12 protein-coding genes are annotated in these 15,234 nt (G+C 67.1%); 6 read left to right on the top strand and 6 right to left on the bottom strand.

The features are described from left to right. Nucleotides 1–7: 7 nt before the first annotated feature. Entirely contained in the window at nt 8–679 is a 672-nt protein-coding gene (gene minC, locus GGR33_RS02710) for a septum site-determining protein MinC (protein WP_246412819.1), read from the bottom strand. Between the two features lie 330 nt (nt 680–1,009). Here minC and typA point away from each other — a divergent pair, with 330 nt between their 5' ends. After that, nucleotides 1,010–2,827, top strand: a complete 1,818-nt coding sequence (gene typA, locus GGR33_RS02705) for a translational GTPase TypA (RefSeq protein WP_183501820.1) — start codon at nt 1,010–1,012, stop codon at nt 2,825–2,827. Nucleotides 2,828–3,060: 233 nt separating this feature from the next. Here typA and GGR33_RS02700 read toward each other — a convergent pair whose 3' ends face one another. After that, on the bottom strand, nt 3,061–4,059 hold the full coding sequence (locus GGR33_RS02700; protein WP_183501819.1) for an aldo/keto reductase: 999 nt from the start codon (nt 4,057–4,059) through the stop codon (nt 3,061–3,063). Between the two features lie 100 nt (nt 4,060–4,159). On the opposite strand from GGR33_RS02700, the gene GGR33_RS02695 reads away from it, so the two are divergent. Together GGR33_RS02695 and GGR33_RS02690 are read left to right on the top strand one after the other, a co-directional pair. After that, complete coding sequence (locus tag GGR33_RS02695) at nt 4,160–5,080, top strand: LysR family transcriptional regulator (protein ID WP_183501818.1); 921 nt, start codon at nt 4,160–4,162, stop codon at nt 5,078–5,080. Between the two features lie 56 nt (nt 5,081–5,136). Beyond that, nucleotides 5,137–6,066 carry an alpha/beta hydrolase gene (locus GGR33_RS02690; RefSeq protein ID WP_183501817.1) on the top strand — a complete coding sequence of 310 codons (930 nt, stop codon included), beginning with the start codon at nt 5,137–5,139 and terminating at the stop codon, nt 6,064–6,066. A gap of 15 nt (nt 6,067–6,081) precedes the next feature. On the opposite strand, the gene GGR33_RS02685 is transcribed toward GGR33_RS02690, so the two are convergent. The 4 genes from GGR33_RS02685 to GGR33_RS02670 form a co-directional block, all read right to left on the bottom strand. Further along, on the bottom strand, nt 6,082–7,173 hold the full coding sequence (locus GGR33_RS02685) for a sensor histidine kinase (RefSeq protein ID WP_183501816.1): 1,092 nt from the start codon (nt 7,171–7,173) through the stop codon (nt 6,082–6,084). Next, a complete protein-coding gene (locus GGR33_RS02680; protein ID WP_425488739.1) occupies nt 7,170–8,666 on the bottom strand; it encodes an ATPase domain-containing protein in 1,497 nt (498 codons plus the stop codon). Before GGR33_RS02680 ends, GGR33_RS02685 begins: the two co-directional genes overlap by 4 nt. A 385-nt stretch (nt 8,667–9,051) precedes the next feature. After that, entirely contained in the window at nt 9,052–10,857 is a 1,806-nt protein-coding gene (lepA, locus tag GGR33_RS02675) for a translation elongation factor 4 (RefSeq protein ID WP_183502151.1), read from the bottom strand. 114 nt (nt 10,858–10,971) lie between these two features. After that, complete coding sequence (locus GGR33_RS02670; RefSeq protein ID WP_183501814.1) at nt 10,972–11,784, bottom strand: HugZ family pyridoxamine 5'-phosphate oxidase; 813 nt, start codon at nt 11,782–11,784, stop codon at nt 10,972–10,974. A gap of 268 nt (nt 11,785–12,052) precedes the next feature. On the opposite strand from GGR33_RS02670, the gene GGR33_RS02665 reads away from it, so the two are divergent. From GGR33_RS02665 to GGR33_RS02655, 3 genes are read left to right on the top strand one after another with little or no spacing between them, the layout of a single operon-like run. Continuing rightward, complete coding sequence (locus GGR33_RS02665) at nt 12,053–12,763, top strand: response regulator transcription factor (protein ID WP_147045480.1); 711 nt, start codon at nt 12,053–12,055, stop codon at nt 12,761–12,763. A gap of 32 nt (nt 12,764–12,795) precedes the next feature. Then, complete coding sequence (locus GGR33_RS02660; RefSeq protein WP_183501813.1) at nt 12,796–14,646, top strand: sensor histidine kinase; 1,851 nt, start codon at nt 12,796–12,798, stop codon at nt 14,644–14,646. Next, nucleotides 14,643–15,170, top strand: coding sequence for an HPr kinase/phosphorylase (locus tag GGR33_RS02655; protein WP_183501812.1), 528 nt, complete (start codon nt 14,643–14,645; stop codon nt 15,168–15,170). Before GGR33_RS02660 ends, GGR33_RS02655 begins: the two co-directional genes overlap by 4 nt. The last annotated feature ends 64 nt before the right edge of the window (nt 15,171–15,234 follow it).

Here is a 15,234-nt window from a genome sequence, read left to right as displayed (position 1 = left end):
CGGGCTTTCAGTCGAGGGACGTCACCACGATCGCGTCGTCGTCGAGCCGGGCGTGCACGGCCTGCCCCCACAGCTTCGGCCCGAGATCGTCGGCCGTCTTGTAGAGGCCGTCGATCGCAATGAGCTCCGGCTCGAACCGACGGGCGACGATCCGTGCATTGGCATCGCCCACGGCGCCCGCGATGGCCCGGCCGCGCAGTGCGCCGTAGACGTGGATCGAGCCGCCGGCGATGATCTCTGAGCCCGAGGCGACCGAGCCCATCACGGTGACGTCGCCGTCGAGATGCTGCACCACCTGACCCGACCGGACCGGCTGATCGAGCACGAGGGAGCGCGCCCGAGCAAGCGGCTTGGCGGAAGCGGTCGGCATGGGCTCGGCGGGAGCCGGCGCCGCCGCGCCGCCCTCGGGCACGGTGACGTCGTCGGCCGCCTTTCCGCCGGTCAGCGGCGGCGGGAAGCCGGGGCCGAGCGCCGTGGGGCCGATGCCCTCGATACCCAGGATGGTGATGCTGCGCTTGGCGAGCTCGGCGCAGAGATTGGCGAGATCCGAACGATCGAAGCTCAGGCCGGTCACGTCTAGGATCAGCGCCCGCACGGTGAGGAACGCCGGCGCGCGCTGCTTGAGCGCATCGAGCTCTTCGAGCCATTGCGCGATCGGCGGAACCGGCGCCAGCACCATCGCCAGGAACGAGCGGCCGCGAAAGCGGATCGGCGGGCGGGAGGTGTCAGGGCCGGTCAAGGCTGTGTCCGCTGAAGGTGGAGAACGGGTGGACCATCCGTCCTTATAGCAGGTTGCAGGCCGCGCCCGTGGCTGCGGCGCCCCGTCAACACGTTTCCGCCAACACGATTTCCTCGTCGCGCGACGGCATGCGCTCGGGTGCCTTGCCGGATGCGACGGCTGGCTCTATTGCAGCGCGACACGATCCAGCCTTCCCCGCCCGACGTCGAGGGCCGCATGACGCGGCCCCCGCTTTGTCGGGCTCGACCCGTTTCGGACGCCATACTCCCGATGAAGCTGCGCAACATCGCCATCATCGCCCACGTCGACCACGGCAAGACCACGCTCGTCGACAAGCTGCTCCAGCAGTCGGGCACCTTCCGCGAAAACCAGCGCGTCGAAGAACGGGCGATGGATTCCAACGACCTGGAGAAGGAGCGCGGCATCACCATCCTGGCCAAGGCGACCTCGGTCGTCTGGAAGGACACCCGCATCAACATCGTCGACACCCCCGGCCACGCTGATTTCGGCGGCGAGGTCGAGCGTATCCTCTCGATGGTCGATGGCGTGATCGTGCTGGTGGACGCGGCCGAAGGCCCGATGCCGCAGACCAAGTTCGTGGTGTCGAAGGCCCTCAAGATCGGCCTCAAGCCGATCGTTGCCGTCAACAAGGTCGACCGGCCGGACGCGCGCATCACCGAGGTGGTCAACGAGGTGTTCGACCTCTTCGCCGCGCTCGACGCCACCGACGAGCAGCTCGACTTCCCGATCCTCTACGGCTCCGGCCGCAACGGCTGGATGGGCGATTCTCCGGAAGCCTCGCCCGAGGACGGCCTCGCGCCGCTGTTCGACCTCGTTCTCAAGCACGTGCCGCAGGCCCGCGTCGACGACGGTCCGTTCCGGATGCTCGGCACCCTGCTCGAGGCCAACCCGTTCCTAGGCCGCATCATCACCGGCCGCATCGCCGCCGGTACCGTGAAGCCGAACCAGGCGATCAAGGTCATGGATCGCACCGGCAAGGTCGTCGAGACCGGGCGCGTCTCCAAGATCCTCGCCTTCCGCGGCCTCGAGCGCGCGCCGATCGACGTCGGTGAGGCGGGCGACATCGTCTCCATCGCGGGCCTGCTCAAGGGCACCGTCGCCGACACCTTCTGCGATCCGCAGGTCAGCGAGCCGATCCAGGCCCAGCCGATCGATCCGCCCACCGTGACGATGTCCTTCATCGTCAACGATTCGCCGCTCGCCGGCACGGAAGGCGACAAGGTCACGAGCCGCATGATCCGCGACCGCCTGTTCAAGGAGGCCGAGGGCAACGTCACGCTCAAGATCGAGGAAGCCGCCGACAAGGATAGCTTCTACGTCTCCGGTCGCGGCGAGCTGCAGCTCTCGATCCTGATCGAGACGATGCGCCGCGAGGGCTTCGAGATTGCCGTGTCGCGTCCGCGCGTCGTCCTGGAGAAGGACGAGAACGGCGACACGCTGGAGCCGGTCGAAGAGGTCGTGGTCGACGTCGACGAGGAATATTCCGGCGTCGTCGTGCAGAAGATGTCCGAGCGTAAGGCCGAGATGATCGAGATGCGCCCCTCGGGCGGCGATCGCCTGCGCCTGGTCTTCCATGCCCCGACCCGCGGCCTCATCGGCTATCAGGGCGAGCTGATGACCGACACGCGCGGCACCGCGATCATGAACCGCCTGTTCAAGGCCTACGAGCCCTTCAAGGGCGAGATCGCCGGCCGCCGCAACGGCGTGCTGATCTCGAACGACAAGGGTGAGGCCGTGGCCTACGCCATGTGGAACCTGGAAGACCGCGGCCCGATGATGATCGAGCCCGGTGCCAAGGTTTACCAGGGCATGATCGTCGGCGAGCATAACCGCGAGAACGACCTCGAGGTGAACGTGCTCAAGGGCAAGAAGCTCACCAACATCCGCACCACCTCGAAGGACGAGGCCGTGCGCCTGACGCCCCCGATCCGGATGACGCTGGAGAAGTCGCTGGCCTGGATCCAGGACGACGAGCTGATGGAAGTCACGCCGAAGTCGATCCGCCTGCGCAAGACCCACCTCGACCCGAACGACCGCAAGCGCTTCGAGCGCTCGAAGGAAGGCTGAGGGGCTCGGCGCCTCACGAGACACGGACGAAACGAGACGGCCCGGGGTGATGCCCCGGGCCGTTTTGCGTTTGAGACGTGTTTCGGACCCTGCATCTCATCGGACAGGCGGGGACTCTCCTCTCCCTTTGCAGAGAGGAGGTGGAGGTGGGGGTGGTTCAGAAGGCATCTCTGCGCTCGATCCTGAACGACCCCCACCCCTCCCCACAAGGGGGAGGAAAAGCCGCGCACCGCTCAGCGGTTGATCATCGCCATGCCCGGTGCGGTGTAGCGCGCGCCGACCACGGCCTCGCGCGGGATCGCTGCCTCGATCTCGGAGAGGTCCGCCGCGCTGAGCACGACATCGGCCGCTCCGACGTTCTCCTGAAGCCGTGAGATCTTGCGCGTCCCAGGGATCGGCACGATCGCATCGCCCTGGTGCAGCACCCAGGCGAGCGCTAGCTGCGCCGTCGTCACGCCCTTCGCCGTCGCGATCTTTTCCAGCGTTGCCACCAGCGCGAGGTTGGCGGCCAGCGCATCGCCCTGGAAGCGCGGCGAGGTGCGGCGGTAATCGTCCTCCGGCAGGCTGCTGAGATCCTTCAGCGCGCCCGACAGGAAGCCGCGGCCGAGTGGCGAATACGGCACGAAGCCGATGCCGAGCTCCTTGCAGGTTGGCAGGACGGCGGCCTCCGGATCACGGGTCCAGAGCGAGTACTCGCTTTGCACTGCGCTGACCGGCTGCACGGCATGGGCGCGACGGATCGTGTCGGCGCTCGGCTCCGATAGGCCGAAGGCGCGCACCTTGCCGGCCTTGATCAGCTCGCCGACCGCGCCGGCCACCTCCTCGATCGGCACGTTCGGGTCGACCCGGTGCTGGTAGAGCAGGTCGATGTGGTCGATGCCCAGGCGCTTCAGCGAAGCGTCGGCCACCTGCTTGATATGCTCCGGGCGGCTGTCGAGGCCGGCGATGCGGCTCAGGCCCTTACCCTCGGGACTGATGTCGAAGCCGAACTTGGTGGCGATCACGACCTTGTCGCGCAGGCCCTTCAGCGCCTTGCCGACGACCTCCTCGTTCTCATAGGGGCCGTAGACCTCGGCGGTGTCGAACAAAGTGACGCCGATCTCGACCGCGCGGCGCAGGGTGTCGATCGCCCCCGCCTCGTCCTGGCCGCCGTCGTAGACGCCAGTGAATCCCATGCAGCCGAGGCCGATGGCGCCGACCCGCAGGTCTTTCCCGAGGTGACGTTGTTGCATGCCGTTTCTCCTGGCTCGTCGAATGCCAAGCTAGATACGGCCGTGGCGACGTCCGGATAATTCGTGCAATCCTGCACGAGCTGTTCGATCTGGTGCATCAATGCCGCGCGCCGACCTCGCTGCCCTCTCCGTGTTCGCAACCGTCGCCGAGCGGTGCAGTTTTCGCGCGGCGGCGCGTGAGCTCGGATTATCGCCCTCGGCCGTCAGCCATGCGGTCAGCGCTCTCGAAGCGCGCCTCGGCGTACGCCTGCTCGCCCGCACCACCCGGAGCGTCGCGCCGACCGAGGCCGGCCGCGCCCTCCTGCGCGAGCTTCAGCCGGCGCTCGCCGGGATCGACACGGCCGTCGGGCAGGCAATGGAGAGCGGGGCGAAGCCGTCCGGGCTTCTGCGCATCACCGTGCCCCGCTCGGTGGTGGAGGTGCTGATCCTGCCGCGCCTCGGCGATTTCGTACGCGCCTATCCCGGCATCACGGTGGAGTTGCACGCCGAAAACGGCCTGATCGACATCGTCGCGCAGGGTTTCGATGCCGGACTGCGCTTCGGCGAGAGCCTGAACAGCGAAATGATCGCCGTTCCGTTCGGCCCGCGCCAACAGCGCCTCGTCGCGATCGGCGCCCCGAGCCTGTTGGCGAAACGGCCGCCCCCACGCCATCCGCGCGACCTCGCCGACCATCCCTGCATCGCCATGCGGCTCACGAGCGGCGCGCTCTATGCCTGGGAGATGGAGAAGGACGGCGAGGCCGTCGACGTCGCCGTGACCGGCCCGCTGATCTTCAACGACAACCGCCTGATCCTCGCCGCGGTTATCCAGGGCCTCGGTTTTGGCTTCATCCTGGAAGGCCTCGCAGCGCCCGCCATCGAGCAGGGCGAGATCGTCCGGATCATGGAGGATTGGTGCCCAGTCTTCCCCGGCTTCTTCCTCTACTACCTGAGCCGCCGGCAGATGCGGCCGGCGCTGCGGGCCTTCATCGACTTCTTCTCGGAGGCCGCAAGGCCCTCGTCCGAGCGCGGGCTTGCTTGATAGTGGCGCGCCGCGGCCGAGATCACCCGTGCACCCTCTTCCCCGCCGGAGCCTTCATGACCGATCCCAACCGCCGCTCCCTCCTCGCTGGCACCGCTGGCGCTCTGCTCGGCGGTGGGTTGATTGCCGCCCCGAGCGCCGCGCAGAACCTCGTCGAGGGGCCGGATAACTGGGCGACGATGAACCGGGCCGAGCGCGACGCGGCCTACAACAACTCGGCCGCCGTACCAGAGGGCGCCGGCATGATCGACCGTTGGAACGCGGCCTCCGCGGATCTGCGCAAGCAGCACAAGGACACGGTCGACCTCCCCTACGGCAAGGGTGAACGCAACCGCTGGGACCTGTTTCCGGCCAAGGACTCCAAGGCACCCTGCCTGGTCTTCGTCCATGGCGGCTACTGGCAGTCTCGCTCGCGCGAGAGCTTTTCGTGCCTGACCGAAGGTGTCCGCGAAGCAGGCATGTCGGCGGCTTTGCCCGGCTACACCCTCGCGCCCGATGCGACCCTCTCGCAGATCCTCGCCGAGTTGATCTCGGCGCTCGATTGGCTGGGCAAGGAGGGACCAGCGCACGGCATCGAGGGGCCGGTGATCATCTCCGGCTGGTCTGCGGGCGGCCATCTGGCCGCGCGGCTGCTGGCGCATCCGAGCGTGCGGGCAGGGCTCGCCATTTCCGGCATCTTCGAGCTGGCGCCGCTGCGCGATACCTATCTCAACGACAAGCTGAAACTCACCGACGAGGAGGTGGCGGGCCTCTCGCCGCTGCGCCTGCCCGCCATCGAGAAACCGCTGACGCTCGCCTACGGCACCGCCGAATTGTCGCCGTTGGTGGAAAACTCCCGCGTCTTCCACGCCTTCCGCGCCGCGCAGCACGCCGCGGGCGCCTTGATCCCGGTGCCGAAGGCCAACCACTTCACGGTGCTCGACGCGCTGAGGCCGCGTGACGGCGTGCTGGCCCGGGCGGCGATCGACCTCGCCTACGGGCTCTGACCACGCGCGCCGGCGTCACGTCACCGGCGCCTCGATCCGGCAGACCACGCCGGACGGCTCGAAGGCGATCTCGACGCTGCCATCGAGGTCGCGCGCGAGGCTGCGCTCGATCAGCCGCGAGCTGAAGCCGCGGCGCTTGGGCTGCGCGACCGGCGGGCCGCCCTGCTCGTGCCAGCAGAAGCGCAGGTGCTGATCCCCTCCGCTTACCGCCTCGCTGGTCCAGGCGATCGCCACCACGCCGTCCGCATTCGACAGGGCGCCGTATTTGACCGCGTTGGTGGCGAGCTCCTGCAGAGCCATGGCGATGGCTAGCGACATGCGCGGATTGAGGCGGACGGACGGCCCCTCCACCTGAAAGCGCCGGCCGGCGCGATCGCGAAACGGGGCGATCGCCTGCGTGACGACTTCGTGGAGGTCGGCTCCGTCCCAGTTCTCGCGGGTCAGCACGTCGTGAGCGCGCGAGAGGCCGAGCAGACGCTGCTCGAGAGCCTCGTTGGCCTGTTCAGTATCGTCGGCGTTCCGCAGAGTCTGCATCGCGATCGATTGCACCGTCGCGAGCGTGTTCTTCACGCGGTGGTTCAGCTCGTCGATCAAGAGGCGCTGATGCTCGGCCGCGACTTTTTCCGCGGCGAGCATCACCTTGAGTCTCGCCTCACCGAGGCGAAGGTCCTCCAGCCGGCTGCGGGCCTCGTATTGCCGACGGCGCCCGCGCAAGGCCGCCTGGATCATGCTGATCAGCGTCGTCGGATGAAATGGCCGCTCCAGGAAGGTCGTGTTGCCGAAAACCTCCGCGAGCCGTGCCGCCGCGGGATTGCGCTCGACGCCACCGCCATGGCCAGTGAGGACCACGAAAGGCAGGTCCGACCAGGCCGGTTGCGATGCGATCCAGCGGCTGATCTCGGCGAGGTCGGCCGTGCGAACTGCTTCCTCGGTGACCAGCACCATGCCGGCGATCTCTTCGAGGCCGCGAAGCAGGGCGCTCAAATCCTCGCAGATCACCGATCGCAGGCCCGCCTCACCGAGCAGGTTGGCGGCCAGCACCGCATCGCGGCCGAGCGGCGCGAGGATCAGGACGCGTTCGGAGTTTGGATTGCCCGGAACCGTCACGGCGTCTTGGTGTCCAGGAACGGCCCCTGGTTCTCGACCACAGTCGGCACACCGCGAAAAATTCCTTGGAATTTCCTGAGCGGCTCGCCGACACGCAACCCGGTCCCGGTGATGCGGTACTCGCGGATGGTATCCTCGTGCGCGCCCGTGCGCTTCTTCACGACCGAGATCGCACGCCGCACCTGACCCGTCGCCTCGAAGTAGCGCAACAGGATGACGGTGTCGGCGAGGTAGGTCACGTCCACGGGCGAGCGCATGTCGCCAATCAGGCCATGCTGGGCAACCGTCACGAAGGTCGTGGCGCCCTGGCGGTTCAGGTATTGCAGCAATTCGTGAATGTGGAGGATGAGCGCGTTCTCCTCCGGCATCGCCGCCTGGTAGCCGTTGAGGCTGTCGATCACCACGGTCTTGGCCTGTAGATCGTCGACGACGGACCGCACCCTGTGCGCGAACTCGCCGGGCGATAGCTCGGCGGCGTCGACCTGCTCGATTACCAGTTTGCCTTGGTCACGCATGCTCTCGAGGTCGAAGCCCATCGCCTTGGTCCGCTCGAACAGCAGTCCGAGTTCCTCCTCGAAGATGAACATCGCCGCCCGTTCGCCGCGGGCCACCGCCGCGCAGACATACTGGATCGAGAACAGCGACTTGCCGGTGCCGGCCGGCCCGAGGATCAGTGCGCTCGATCCCGTATCGATGCCGCCACCGAGAAGCGCGTCGAGCTCGGGGATGCCGCAAGTCAATGGATCGCGCGCGAAGGTCGTCTTGTGTTCGAGCGAGACGAGGCGCGGAAAAACCTTCACGCCGCCCGTTGCGATGGTGAAATCGTGGTAGCCGCCGCGGAAGCGCTGGCCGCGATATTTGATCACGCGAAGCCGTCGCCTCTCGGCCCCGTAATCCGGCGCGAGTTCCTCAAGCCGGATCACGCCGTGAGCGATGCTGTGGACGGCCCGGTCCTTCGAATCCGCGGTCATGTCGTCGAGCATCAGGACCGTCGCGCCCTGACGGGCGAAGTAGTGCTTCAGAGCCAGGATCTGACGACGATAGCGCAGCGAGCTGCCGGCCAGCAGACGGATCTCCGACAGGCTGTCGAGCACGACGCGCACCGGCTTGATCGCATCGATCTTCTCGAAGATCGCCTTCGTGCTCTCGCCCAATTCCAGATCGGAGGAATAGAGCAGGCTCTGCTGCTGGTTGGCGTCGAGCAGGCTCTCCGGCGGGATCAACTCGAAGATGTCGACGTCGTCGCCGACCGTCCAGCCATGGGATTCGGCGGTTTCGCGCAGCTCGACCGCGGTCTCGGACAAGGAGATGTGCAGTCCTCGTTCGCCGAGCCTGGCGCCCTCCAGCAGAAATTGAAGAGCAATCGTGGTCTTGCCGGTGCCAGGATCACCCTCGAGCAGATAGAGGCGGTTTCGCGTCAACCCTCCGCCGAGAACATCGTCGAGACCGGAGACATCGAAGGCGGCCTTGTTGGGGAGCGTTGCTGTCGAAATCATGAGATCCGAACGTGGCAATAGCGCTTTGGGTTCACCATCCACCGGATTTCGAGCCGAGCGAGGTCGGGGCTGGGACGTCTCTGGACGACTTGCTTTTGCCACCCCAGCGCCTCACCGAGCGCCTCCTGGATGAGCTCCAAAAACGCAGGCCGGCGCAGGATCTGCCCGTGGTTCGGCGGATCGTCGGGTAGCTTACCGACCACCCAGGGCAGCGAGGAGTTTCACCTCGGTGGAATACGGTCAGCGCTCATTTCAGGGCGGCTGCTGGCAGCAATGACCGACGAACCAACGTTCATCAGAGGAGGCGGATCGCTTCGCTCGTCATTCCATCATCGCGTGCGCAGTGACGCGCTGACGGCGAACGAGACGATCGCGATCCGACTCAGTCGTCCATCTTCAGCGCGGCGATGAACGCCTCTTGCGGGATCTCCACACGGCCGAACTGGCGCATCTTCTTCTTGCCCTCCTTCTGCTTGTCCAGGAGCTTGCGCTTCCGGGAGATGTCGCCGCCGTAACACTTGGCGGTGACGTCCTTGGAGAGGGCCTTGATGGTCTCGCGGGCGATGATCTTGCCGCCAATCGCCGCCTGGACCGGGATCTGGAACAGGTGGCGGGGGATCAGGTCCTTCAGCTTCTCGCACATGGCGCGGCCGCGATGCTCGGCGCGGGTGCGATGGACCAGCATCGAGAGCGCGTCGACCGGCTCGGCATTGACCAGGATCGACATCTTCACGAGGTCGCCCTCGCGGTAGTCGGAGATGTGGTAGTCGAACGAGGCATAGCCTTTCGAGATCGACTTCAGCCGATCGTAGAAATCGAACACCACCTCGTTGAGCGGCAGGTCGTAGACGACCATGGCGCGCTTGCCGACGTAGTTGAGATCGACCTGGGCGCCACGCCGGTCCTGGCAGAGCTTCAGCACGCCGCCGAGATATTCGTCGGGGGTGAGGATCGAGGCGCGGATCCAGGGCTCGTTGATCGAGGTGATCTTCATCACGTCCGGCATGTCGGCCGGGTTGTGAAGCTCCTTTGTGGTGCCGTCAGTCATGTCGAGGCGGTAGACCACGCTCGGCGCCGTCGAGATCAGGTCGAGGTTGAACTCGCGCTCGAGCCGCTCCTGGATGATCTCGAGGTGAAGCAGGCCGAGGAAGCCGCAGCGGAAGCCGAAGCCGAGGGCGGCCGAGGTCTCCATCTCGTAGGAGAAGCTGGCATCGTTCAGGCGCAGCTTGCTCATGGCGCTGCGCAGCGTCTCGAACTCGGCCGCGTCGACCGGGAAGAGCCCGCAGAACACGACCGACTGGACGTCCTTGAAGCCCGGCAGCATCTCCTTGCACTGCCGCTTGTCTTCCGTGAGCGTGTCGCCGACGCGGGTATCGGCGACCTCCTTGATCGAGCCGGTGAAGAAGCCGACCTCGCCGGGGCCGAGCTCGGCGATGTCCTGCATCTTGGGGCGAAACACGCCGATCTTGTCGACGCCGTGGACGGCATCGGCCCGCATCATGCGGATGTTCATGCCCTTCTTGAGAACGCCGTCGACGATGCGCACGAGCACGACCACGCCGAGATAGACGTCGTACCAGCTGTCGACGAGCAGCGCCTTGAGCGGTGCGTCGCGGTCGCCCTTCGGCGGCGGCAACCGGGTGACGATTGCCTCCAGCACCGCCTCGATGTTGAGGCCGGTCTTGGCCGAGATCGGCACAGCGTTCGAGGCATCGAGGCCGATGACCTCCTCGATCTGCTCCTTCACGCGGTCCGGCTCGGCGGCGGGCAGATCGACCTTGTTGAGGACGGGCACGATCTCGTGGTTGGCGTCGAGCGCCTGGTAGACGTTGGCGAGCGTCTGCGCCTCGACGCCCTGCGAGGCGTCGACCACCAGCAACGAACCCTCACAGGCGGCGAGACTACGAGAAACCTCGTAGGCGAAGTCGACGTGGCCAGGTGTGTCCATCAGGTTGAGGATGTAGTCCTTGCCATCCTCGGCCCGGTATTCGAGGCGCACCGTCTGTGCCTTGATGGTGATCCCGCGCTCCTTCTCGATATCCATCGAGTCGAGCAGCTGCTCGCTCATGTCGCGCAAAGCCACCGTGCCGGTGGTCTGGATCAGCCGGTCGGCGAGCGTCGACTTCCCGTGGTCGATATGCGCGACGATGGAGAAGTTGCGGATGTTGTCGATGGGTGCGGTGGTCATCATGGTCCCCGGCGCGAGGCGGCCCGTCCGAGGGGCTGGCGGCGCACGGCAGGTCTGAAGAGGGAAACGTATGAGCCGCGGGAGATAGCAGCGGCAGGCCCCAGCGCCAAGGCGTCAGCCCGGCGTGCTCTCGCCGGCTGCCCGCGCCGCCTGCGCCATCGCCACGAGTCCCTTTCGAAGAGAGCCCATATCCGTGACCGGGCTCGGATAGAGAACCCGCGCCGTGCGGTCTCCGGCGATCAGGTCCATGCCCTCCGGGTCGAGCCCACTGAGGTGCCAGCCGTCGCCCTCGGCGCCGACACCCTTCGCGTAGAGCGCGATGGCGTCGAGATGGTCCGCGTTCATGTGCTCGACAGCGCCGCGTTCGCCTGCGATGACCGCCTCGGCTTGCCCGATATCGAGCAACAGCTCCGCCGGGGTCAGCGTCGCGGCCTTGGCGAAACCGCCATTGAGGTGGCCGGCGATCGGCTCCAGGGCGAAGAACCCGAAATCCGGGAAGTCCGCATAGAGCTTCGCCTTCGGATGGCGGGCTAGGAAGCGCTCGCGTATCCGCGGCTCCTCGGTGCGGAGCGCGCGTCCCGTCACAGTGAGGCGGGGATGGGCGAGCGGATCGCCCTTGCCGCCGGCTGAGAACAGCAGCGAGGCGCGCGGATCGGCCATCAGGTTGCGGGTATGGGCGGAGAGCCGCGAGAGCAGCATCAGCGGCGTGCCGTCGCAATCGGTGGCGATGGTGACGAGCGAGGCGAAGGGGATGCCGGTTTCCGGATCGAGCGTCGCGAGGGCGCCGGAACGGATCGTGCGCAGGAGCTGGCGGCCGAGTCCGATCGCATCGAAGCCGGCCTCGCCGGCGGGAAGCGGCCGGGCCTGCTCGCGCGGAGAGACGCCTGCCGGCTCAGACACTTGGTTCGACGGCTCGGTCTCGGACATCGTTTTCCTCCCGCGGAGCGAGCATAAGTCGGCCGGCGCGCGTGGCACGAGGGCACGACGCCGCGGAAGCCTCTATATGGCCAAGCTATGAGACTCGCTCGCTTTTTTCGAACGATGGTCGTAAAGGACACAGCTCTGACGCGCCAACCGGTTCGCCCCCGAGGCGAGCCGCGATCCGCGTCGATGACAAGCCTGTTCAACAGGACCGGCAGCGGGGCGGCTCTTTTCATGACCATCCGCCGACGCGCCGATTAGTCAGGGAAAGCGCATGCCGACCATCGCCCTCGTCGACGACGACCGGAACATCCTGACTTCGGTCTCGATTGCGCTCGAGACCGAAGGCTACCGCATCCAGACCTATACCGACGGCGCCTCGGCGCTGGACGGTCTGAAGCACTCCCCGCCCGATCTCGCGATCTTCGACATCAAGATGCCGCGCATGGATGGGATGGAGCTGCTCAGGCGCCTGCGGCAGAAATCCGACCTTCCCGTGATCTTCCTGACCTCGAAGGACGAGGAGATCGACGAGCTGTTCGGCCTCAAGATGGGCGCGGACGACTTCATCCATAAGCCGTTCTCGCAGCGGCTCCTGGTCGAGCGCGTGAAGGCGGTTCTGCGCCGGTTCGCCCCGAAGGACCCAGCCAACGCCGCCAAGGCCGACGCCGAAGCCGCCGCCCGCTCTCTGGAGCGCGGGCAGTTGATGATGGACCCGGAGCGTCACACCTGCACCTGGAAGGGCGAGCCGGTGACGCTCACCGTCACCGAGTTCCTGATCCTGCAGTCGCTGGCCCAGCGCCCCGGCGTGGTGAAGAGCCGCAACGCCCTGATGGACGCGGCCTATGACGATCAGGTCTATGTCGACGACCGCACCATCGACAGCCACATCAAGCGCCTGCGCAAGAAGTTCAAAGTGACCGACACCAGCTTCGACATGATCGAGACGCTCTACGGCGTCGGTTACCGCTTCAAGGAAGCGTGAGAGACCTGTCCGGGACGAAGCGCCTCCGCGCGATGCTCTCACCCTTCTTCCGTAACTCGGAGCCAGGCGACACACGGCCGCGTGCGGCCGGCGCCTGGGCCACATTGTCGAGCCTGTTCCGTCAGCCGCCGCTGAACTGGCTGAGCGACATCTGGAACGGCATCGGCCAGCGCGCCTCGTCGAGCCTGACCCGGCGGATCGTCGTGTTGAACCTCGTCGGGCTGATCGTCCTGCTCGTCGGCTTCCTCTATCTGAACCAGTTCCGGCAGGGACTGATCCAGGCACGCATCCAGAGCCTGCTCGTACAGGGGGAGATCATCGCCGGCGCGCTGGCCGCGCAGGCCTCGGTCGATACGGATACGATCCGCGTCGACCCGGACCGCCTGCTCCAGCTCCAGGCCGGCGAAGGCAAGGAGGGCGACGATGACCCTTCGGCGCTGAGCTTTTCCCTCAACCCGGAGAAGGTCGCCCCGCTGCTGCGTCGCCTGGTGACGCCGACGGGGCATCGCGCCCGCGTCTACGACCAGGAGGGCGGCCTGCTGTTCGACACGCGCTCGCTCTCGGCGCGCGGCGATGCCGGGCGCCCCGAGATGCCGCGCCACAAGCGCAACTTCCTCGAACGCAGCTGGGATTTCCTGCAGGTCCGCATCCTCGGCCTGATGGTCGGCGACCGCTCCGGGACGACCGAGGAGGTCGGCCCGCAGAACGGCCGCAGCCTCAAGGAAGTCGAGGCGGCCCTGTCCGGCTCGCGCGGCACCATCGTGCGCCGGAACGAGCTCGGCGAGACCGTGGTCTCCGTCGCCGTGCCGATCCAACGCACCGGCGGCGTGCGCGGCGCGCTGATGGTCTCGACGCAGGGCGACGACATCGACCGCGTCATCGCGTCGGAACGCTTCGGCCTGCTCCAGGTCTTCCTGGTGGCCGCCGCGGTGATGCTGGTGCTCTCGATCCTGCTCGCCGGCGCCATCGCCGGGCCGGTGCGCCGCCTCGCGGATGCCGCCGAGAAGGTGCGCATGGGCATCAAGTCCCGCCAGGAGATCCCGGACTTCACAAGCCGCACCGACGAAATCGGGCACCTCTCCGGCACGTTGCGCGAGATGACCCAGGCGCTCTACCGGCGGATCGACGCCATCGAGAGCTTCGCGGCCGACGTCAGCCACGAGTTGAAGAACCCGCTGACCTCGCTGCGCAGCGCCGTCGAGACGCTGCCGCTCGCCAAATCCGACGAATCGCGCGGGCGTCTGCTGGAGATCATTCAGCACGACGTGAAGCGGCTCGACCGTCTGATCAGCGACATCTCCGACGCCTCCCGCCTCGATGCCGAACTCGCCCGCGCCGAAGCGCGCCGCGTCGACCTCAAGAAGCTCCTGACCACCGTGGTCTCGGTGGCGAACGAGCGTCGGCGTGCCGACGCGGCGGTGATCACCTTCGACTTGGAGAAGCCGCCAAGCGAGTTCGACGACCCCTTCCGCATCGTCGGCCACGACAGCCGCCTCGGCCAGGTCGTCAACAACCTGCTCGACAACGCCCGCTCGTTCTCGCCGCCAGGCGCCAAGGTCAGGCTCGCGCTCCGGCGGCTCGGCAAGGAGATCGAGTTCGTCGTCGAGGACGAGGGTCCGGGTATCCCCGAGCACGCCGTGGAGCGCATCTTCGAGCGCTTCTACACCGACCGGCCCGAGCAGGGTTTCGGCCAGAATTCCGGTCTCGGCCTCTCGATCTCGCGCCAGATCATCCAGGCGCATCGCGGAACCATCCGTGCCGAGAACCGGCCTGGGCCGGCCGACGAGGACGGCGAGCCGACCGTGCGCGGCGCCCGATTCATCGTCCGGTTGCCGCCGGCCTCGCGGGCCGACCTGTTCGGCCCCGACGAGAAGGCCGCATGAGCGAAGACGGGCGAGCCTCGGCCTCCGAGCTCGCCTGCCACGCCACCTGCCTTGTCCTCGGCGAGGACGGCATCCTGATCCGGGGGCCGGCCGGCTCCGGAAAATCGTCGCTCTGCGTCGAACTGCTCGATCATGCCGACACGGTGGGCCAGCACGCGCGGCTCGTGGCGGACGACCGGGTTCGACTCGCCCTACGGCACGGCCGTATCATCGCCCGCCCGCACCCGGCCGTCGCCGGCCTGATCGAGCTGAGAGGCCTCGGGATCCGGCGCATGGTCGACGTCGCGCCGGCGGCCGTGATTCGGCTGGTCGTCGATCTGGTGGCGAAGCGTCCGCGACTGCCGGATGACGCGGCGGAGCCCGCGACGATTCTCGGGATCGCCTTCCCCTGGCTGCGACTTGAACCTCGCCAGCCTCGCGCATACGTGATTCGACAGGCGCTTACTGCGATGCGGCAAGAAGCGATCGTGTCTCCACGGTCGCACTCGGCCGCCGCGTTGGCCGCAGACGATCGCGACGTGTAGCGCCGGCAAGGCCATCATGTATGGTGATGGCTTGAGAATGGGCAAAACGTCTCAGATGGCTCGC

Origin of the sequence: Methylobacterium brachythecii, assembly GCF_014196345.1 — a bacterium.
In the GTDB taxonomy this organism is placed as follows: domain Bacteria; phylum Pseudomonadota; class Alphaproteobacteria; order Rhizobiales; family Beijerinckiaceae; genus Methylobacterium; species Methylobacterium brachythecii.
Note: the sequence above shows the minus strand (reverse complement) of the source record. Positions and strands in the feature narration are given on the sequence as shown.

Excerpts from the sequence above, each read along its gene's own strand:
- lepA (WP_183502151.1), bottom strand. The coding sequence starts at position 10,857 with ATGACCACCGCACCCATCGACAACATCCGCAACTTCTCCATCGTCGCG.
- GGR33_RS02665 (WP_147045480.1), top strand. The coding sequence starts at position 12,053 with ATGCCGACCATCGCCCTCGTCGACGACGACCGGAACATCCTGACTTCG.
- GGR33_RS02655 (WP_183501812.1), top strand. The coding sequence starts at position 14,643 with ATGAGCGAAGACGGGCGAGCCTCGGCCTCCGAGCTCGCCTGCCACGCC.
- typA (WP_183501820.1), top strand. The coding sequence starts at position 1,010 with ATGAAGCTGCGCAACATCGCCATCATCGCCCACGTCGACCACGGCAAG.
- GGR33_RS02690 (WP_183501817.1), top strand. The coding sequence starts at position 5,137 with ATGACCGATCCCAACCGCCGCTCCCTCCTCGCTGGCACCGCTGGCGCT.
- GGR33_RS02660 (WP_183501813.1), top strand. The coding sequence starts at position 12,796 with ATGCTCTCACCCTTCTTCCGTAACTCGGAGCCAGGCGACACACGGCCG.
- GGR33_RS02700 (WP_183501819.1), bottom strand. The coding sequence starts at position 4,059 with ATGCAACAACGTCACCTCGGGAAAGACCTGCGGGTCGGCGCCATCGGC.
- GGR33_RS02670 (WP_183501814.1), bottom strand. The coding sequence starts at position 11,784 with ATGTCCGAGACCGAGCCGTCGAACCAAGTGTCTGAGCCGGCAGGCGTC.
- GGR33_RS02695 (WP_183501818.1), top strand. The coding sequence starts at position 4,160 with ATGCCGCGCGCCGACCTCGCTGCCCTCTCCGTGTTCGCAACCGTCGCC.
- minC (WP_246412819.1), bottom strand. The coding sequence starts at position 679 with ATGGTGCTGGCGCCGGTTCCGCCGATCGCGCAATGGCTCGAAGAGCTC.